General features: G+C 71.8%; 6 protein-coding genes. 1 reads left to right on the top strand and 5 read right to left on the bottom strand.

Annotation, left to right across the window (positions count from 1 at the left end; genetic code table 11):
• The 5 genes from NQ160_RS12705 to NQ160_RS12685 form a co-directional block, all read right to left on the bottom strand.
• Positions 1-354 (bottom strand): ATP-binding cassette domain-containing protein (locus tag NQ160_RS12705; protein WP_257515598.1); only part of this gene is annotated, 354 nt, incomplete at its 3' end.
• Entirely contained in the window at positions 351-1148 is a 798-nt protein-coding gene (locus NQ160_RS12700) for an ABC transporter permease (RefSeq protein ID WP_257515597.1), read from the bottom strand. The genes NQ160_RS12705 and NQ160_RS12700, both read right to left, overlap by 4 nt.
• Positions 1145-2113 (bottom strand): ABC transporter permease, encoded by a 969-nt coding sequence (locus tag NQ160_RS12695; RefSeq protein WP_257515596.1) that lies wholly within the window; start codon positions 2111-2113, stop codon positions 1145-1147. The genes NQ160_RS12700 and NQ160_RS12695 overlap by 4 nt, the downstream gene beginning before the upstream one ends.
• Before the next feature lie 53 nt (positions 2114-2166).
• On the bottom strand, positions 2167-3774 hold the full coding sequence (locus tag NQ160_RS12690; protein ID WP_257515595.1) for an ABC transporter substrate-binding protein: 1608 nt from the start codon (positions 3772-3774) through the stop codon (positions 2167-2169).
• Between the two features lie 59 nt (positions 3775-3833).
• Complete coding sequence (locus tag NQ160_RS12685) at positions 3834-5036, bottom strand: metal-dependent hydrolase family protein (RefSeq protein ID WP_257515594.1); 1203 nt, start codon at positions 5034-5036, stop codon at positions 3834-3836.
• Between the two features lie 257 nt (positions 5037-5293).
• Here NQ160_RS12685 and NQ160_RS12680 point away from each other — a divergent pair.
• Positions 5294-5798, top strand: a 505-nt coding sequence (locus tag NQ160_RS12680; RefSeq protein ID WP_257515593.1) for an ATPase domain-containing protein, incomplete at its 3' end; no start/stop codon positions are given.

The following is a 5798-nucleotide window of genomic DNA, read 5'->3' as shown; positions in this document are numbered from 1 at the left end:
ACGCAGGCTCTCGGCGATCTGCTCCCCCACCCGCAGCAGGGGATTGAGGCTGTGCGACGGGTCCTGCGGGACGAAGCCGATGCGCGCCCCCCGCACCCGGCGCAGCGCCGCGGTCGACGCCGTGCGCAGGTCCATCCCGTCGAAGCGGATCTCGCCGTCGCGGATGTGCGCCTCGGGCGGGAGCAGCCGCACCAGCGCGTGCGCGATCGTGCTCTTGCCTGATCCTGATTCGCCGACCACGGCGACGATCTCGCCGGCGTCGACGTCGAAGTCCACACCGCGCACCGCCGCATTCGCGCGTCGGCCGGTGCCGTAGTCCACGCGCAGTCCGCGCACGTTCAGCAGGGCGGTCATCGGTCACCTCGAATCGATCGGGCCACGCTGTTCACCGACAGCACGACGGCGAGGATCACCGCGCCCGGCAGCAGGCTCAGCCACGGTGCGGTGGCGACGAAGTCGCGCCCGGCCGAGACGAGCGCGCCCCACTCCGGCGCGGGGGGCTGGGCGCCGAATCCCAGGAAGCTCAGTGCCGAGACGGAGAGGATCGCCAGGGCCAGCTCCATCGCGGCCATGGCGATGATGGGCCGCGCGGCGTTGGGGAGCACGTGCCGCGCGAGCACCGCGGGGCCGCGCACCCCGAGGGTGCGGGCCGCTTCGACGTATTCCTCGGCACGCACCCGCAGCACCTGGGAACGCATGATGCGGGCGAACGATCCGGCCGCCCCCAAGCCGACCCCGAGCGCGATGGACAGGGGGCCGAAACCGAGGGATGCCACGACGATCAGGGCGAGGAGGATGCCGGGGATCGCGATGAGCACGTCGACGAAGCGCATGATGACGAAGTCCACCGCTCCGCCGACGTAGCCGGTGACGAGCCCCACGATGGAGCCGATCACGAGGCCGGCGGTCACGGCGAGCACCGCTGCCGACAGCGACAGCTGCGCGCCGTGGACGACCCGGGAGAAGACGTCGCGCGCGAGGTGATCGGTGCCGAAGAGGTGCGCAGCGCTGGGCGGCGCGAGCCGGGCGCTGCCGACCGAGGCATACGGGTCGAAGGGGGCGATGAGCTGGGGGGCCGCCACCGCCACGGCCGCGACGGCCAGGACGACGACCGAGATCAGCAGCGCGGGCCTGCGCAGGACGTTCATCGGGCGCTCACCTTTCCGCGCAGCAGCCGCGTGCGCGTGCGCGGGTCGATCACGCCGTACAGGCCGTCGACGACGAGTGTGACCACCGCGTACACCGTGGCGACGACCACCACGACCCCCATCACGACGTTGACGTCGCGGGCGAGCACCGCGTCGACGGTGAGGCGCCCGATGCCGTCACGCGAGAACACCGTCTCGACCACGGCGGTGCCGCCGGCGAGATAGCCGATCTGCAGCCCGATGATCGTGATGGAGGGCAGCAGGGCGTTGCGCAGCACGTGACGGGTCACGACGGTGCGCTGCGCGAGGCCCTTGGCGTTCGCGGTCGTGACGAACGGGCTCGCCCCGGCGTCGAACACGGCCGCCGAGAACACCTGGAAGAAGATGGCGCCGGTGGGAAGGGCCAGCGTGATGCCCGGCAGCACGATGCTGGCGAAGCCGCCGGTGCCCGAGGCGGGGAACCACCCCAGCCCGAAGGAGAAGACGCTGATCAGTACCAGGCCGGTGAGGAAGGCGGGGATGGCGATGCCCAGCGGCGGGATCTGGGTGACGACGTCGCGCAGCCACGCCGGGCGGGCGACGTAGGCCCACACCGTGAAGGCGAGGGCGGCGACGAAGCCGGCGACGAGGGCGAAGACGGCGACGGCGGCGGTGTGCGGGAACGCCCGTCCGACCATGGCGCTCACCGGCTCGCCCGTGGCGATCGAGACACCGAAGTCACCGGCGAAGATCCCGAGGAACCCGCCGAGGTACTGCTGCCACAGCGACCCGTCCAGCCCGTAGCGGGCGCGCAGGGCGTCGAGCTGGGCGGGATCGGTGGAGGTGGCATCCCCACCGCGCAGGGAGAGCGCGGCGAGGACGGGGTCGCCGGGCAGCGCGTGCATCAGCAGGAAGGCGACGGTGTAGGTCGCCCAGATCACGAAGACGCACTGCAGGATCTTCGGGATCAGGAAGCGGGCGATCACGCGCGCCCTGCTTCCTCCGTGCGCCGATGCCGCGCGCTGCTCCGGCGAGGCCATCAGTCCGCGACGACCCGGGTGTCGTACAGGTGCAGGCGCGCCGCCGAGTCGAAGGCGATGCCCTCGACGCCGGCCCGCGACGCGTGCAGCTGCACCGTCTCGAGCGTCGGGATCACGTAGGCGCGCTCGGCGACGAGCTGCTGCACCTGGTCGACCAGCTCCTGACGCGCGTCGGGGTCGGCCGTCTGCGCCTGCTCCTGCAGGAGCGCCTCGAGCTCGGCGTCGTCGACGATCCCCCAGCGGGCGGAGGATGCCGAGGACAGCAGGGTCCGCAGCGCATCGGGGTCGGTGCGGGTGAGGGCTGCACCCACGGCGTCGTAGTCACCGGAGGCGATCGCGCCGAAGAAGTCGCCGGGGGCCACCATCTTCAGCTGCAGGTCGATACCCGCCTCGCGCAGCTGGATCTGCGCGGCCTCCAGCACGTCCTGGGCGTAGAACGCGGTGACGGTCACGGTGAGCGCCTGGCCGTCCTTCTCGTAGATCCCGTCGGCGCCGAGCGTCCAGCCGCTCTCCTCGAGCAGCTCCTGCGCCCCGTCGGGGTCATGCGCCAGCACGTCGCCGAGGTCGGTGTACCCGGGCGTCGAGGAGGTCAGCACGCTGGTCGGGGCCGAGCCGCTGAGGGACCCGGTGAGCAGGTTGATCTGCTCACGGTCGAGGGCCTTCGAGATGGCCTGACGCACCGCCTCGTCGCCCAGCGGGCCGCGGGTGGTGTTCAGCACGAGCGCGTTGGGCACGCCGGGGTTCGCCTTGGCGTACAGACGGTAGGAGTCGGACCCGAAGCGCGCCTCGTCGACGTACGGCACGTCCTGGATGACGTCGTATTCGCCGGACTCGAGGCCGCCGGTGCGCACGCTCGCCTCGGCGATGATCGGGAAGCTGACCGCGTCGAGGTACGCCTCGCCGTCGTGCTCGCGCAGCTCGGACGCCCAGTCGTATCCGTCGCGCTTGACCAGGTCGACCGAGTCGTTGGGCACATAGGACTCCAGCGCGAACGGACCCGTGCCCACGACCGACTGGCACCGCTCCTCGGCGGGGGCGGCAGCCGTCTCGGCCGACAGGATGCCCAGCGACATGGTCGTCGCGCCCTGCTGGAACTGCACGTTGGGTGCGGAGAAGGTGACGGTGAACCGGGTGTCGTCTGCGATCTCGGTGCCCGCGTAGCCGGCCAGGTAGCCGCCCGCCAGCGATGCGGAGGCGCCGAGCTCGACGATGGCGTCGAAGTTGGCCGCGACCACCTCGGAGGTGAGGGCGGTGCCGTCGCTGAAGGTGACGTCGTCGCGCAGCGTGAACGTGTAGGAGGTCAGGTCCTCGTTGGCCTCCCACTCGCTCGCCAGCCACGGCACGATCTCGCCGGTCTCAGGGTCCTGATCCAGCAGCGAGTCGGCGATCTGGCGGCCGACGATGAGGGAGGTGGTCACCGACGTCTGCTGCGGGTCGAGGCAGGTCGGGTCCTCCTTCAGCGCGAAGACGATGTCCTGCGCGAGGTCGGCGGCGGGTGCCGACGACGTCTCTGCCCCGCCGGCACAGCCGGCGAGGGCGACGACGGCCAGTCCGCCGGTCAGTGCGAGCGCGATGCGGCGGGGGCCGCGAAGGCGTGGATGGGTCACGGTGTCTCCTTGGATGCCGATCGGGCGTCGGCGGTGGGGGGTGGGGGCTGGGGGCTGGGTCACGCCGGGATCGCGCCGGCGACCAGCTGGCCACGGGCGACGACGGCGACGATGTTCTCTGCGGTGAGGACGTCGATGTCCTCCCAGGGCCGTCCCCGCACGACCACGAAATCTGCGCCCAGTCCTGGCTGCAGCCGTCCGGTGGTGCCCGTGAGCCGCAGGGCGTCGGCCGCGTCCGAGGTTCCTGCCTGCAGGGCGCGCTCGGCGGTCCAGTCGAACGCGCGCTTCATCAGGCGCAGCTCCTCGAGCTGGTCGCCGAAGCGCACCATGATGCCGTTGGCGTCGGTCCCCAGCACGAATCGGATGCCGGCAGCCCCCGCCCCGGCGAAGTTCGCGTCGCGTTCGGCCACGACGGCGCGCGCCTTCTCGGCGGCCTCGTCGCTGACGCGGATGCGACGATCGGCGATGGCGTCGTTGATCAGCAGCGTGGGCGCGACCGGAATGTTGCGCTCCAGCAGGGTGTCCCAGTGCCGCGGCTGGATGCCGGTGCCGTGCTCGAGGGAGTCGACCTCGAACTCGAGGGCGATGTCGACGCCCTCGGCGGTGTGGGTGTGCGCGGCCACGAGCATGCCCAGCGCGTGGGCCTCGTCGACCGTCGCCGCGATCTCAGCGTTGGTCTGGTTGCGCCACCCCACCTTGTCGCCGATGGAGAGCACCCCGCCACTGGTGAAGATCTTGATGCCGTCGGCACCGGCGCGCGCCCATTCCCGCACGAGCTTGCGGCATTCGTCGGGCGAGTCGGCCACTGGCGGACGGTGGGGGTAGTGCGGCGGCACGAACAGATCGCCGTGCCCCGCCGTCATCCCCACCGGGCCGTGGACGAGCAGGCGCGGTCCCGGCATGAGCCCGGCGTTCAGGCCTCGCGCGGCGGCGAACTGCGCGTCGCCGCCGGCCAGGTCGCGCAGCGTCGTGACCCCCGATGCGGCGGCGGTGCGCGCGTGCGCGACGACGTGCAGCGACCGCTCCGATGCCGGCGTGATCAGCGGCCAGGTCATCCAGTCCACCGTCGACGGGGTCGCGGAGGACTCCAGGTGCACGTGCGTGTCGATGAGGCCCGGGATGACGCTGAACTCCGAGGGCGGGGCATCGACGGCGGTGACGGCGGTGATGCGCCCGTCGGTCCATTCAAGGGTCGCGGGGCCGCGATCGAGATCGCCGTCCCAGACAGACAGGCCGGTCACGGTCTGCGAAATCGCGGGCACAGCGGAACTCCTCGAGTACAGCAACGGGGGGGATGGATGCGACGACCCTGGCGTTCCAGTGACCAGGCTAGGGGTTCCGTCCGCGCCCTCCCGGCCATATGACGCAGTACGTCACGATGCTTAACCGTCTGGAAACATGAGGCACCGCCGATTCTTGGGCACGGGTTCGCCACCGGTAGGATCCGCGTCCGCGCTGGCTCGCGGCGGGTTCGGGCGGCGGGCGGCGCCGTGTCGGCGGCTCCGCATAACCTGAGGGCATGGCCACTCGACGCCCCACGACAGCCGCACCGTACCGATGCACGGAGTGCGGCTGGACGACCCTCAAGTGGGTCGGCCGCTGCGGGGAATGCCAGCAGTGGGGCACCGTCGTCGAAGCGGCGGAGCAGACCGGCATCGTCCGCACAGTCGCACCGGTGGCGCCCGGAGCCGCCCGGGCCGCTCGGCCCATCACGCAGGTGCAGACGCAAGAGGCGGCCCGCACGACCAGCGGCATCGGCGAGTTCGACCGGGTGCTGGGCGGGGGCCTCGTTCCCGGGGCGGCGATCCTGCTCTCCGGCGAGCCGGGGGTCGGCAAATCGACGCTGCTCACCGAGGTCGCCGCGCAGAGCGCGCGGGTGGGTCGGCGGGTGCTGTATGTCAGCGCCGAGGAGTCGCTCGGCCAGGTGCGCCTGCGCGCCGAGCGCACCGGAGCGCTGCACGACGAGCTGTATCTCGCCAGCGAGACCGACCTTGCCACGATTCTGGGGCACGTCGACGAGGTGA

The sequence above is a fragment of the Microbacterium sp. zg.Y909 genome (genome assembly GCF_024626565.1).
Note: the sequence above shows the minus strand (reverse complement) of the source record. Positions and strands in the feature narration are given on the sequence as shown.

Coding starts and splice junctions, on each gene's coding strand:
- NQ160_RS12700 (WP_257515597.1), bottom strand. CDS start 1,148: ATGAACGTCCTGCGCAGGCCCGCGCTGCTGATCTCGGTCGTCGTCCTG.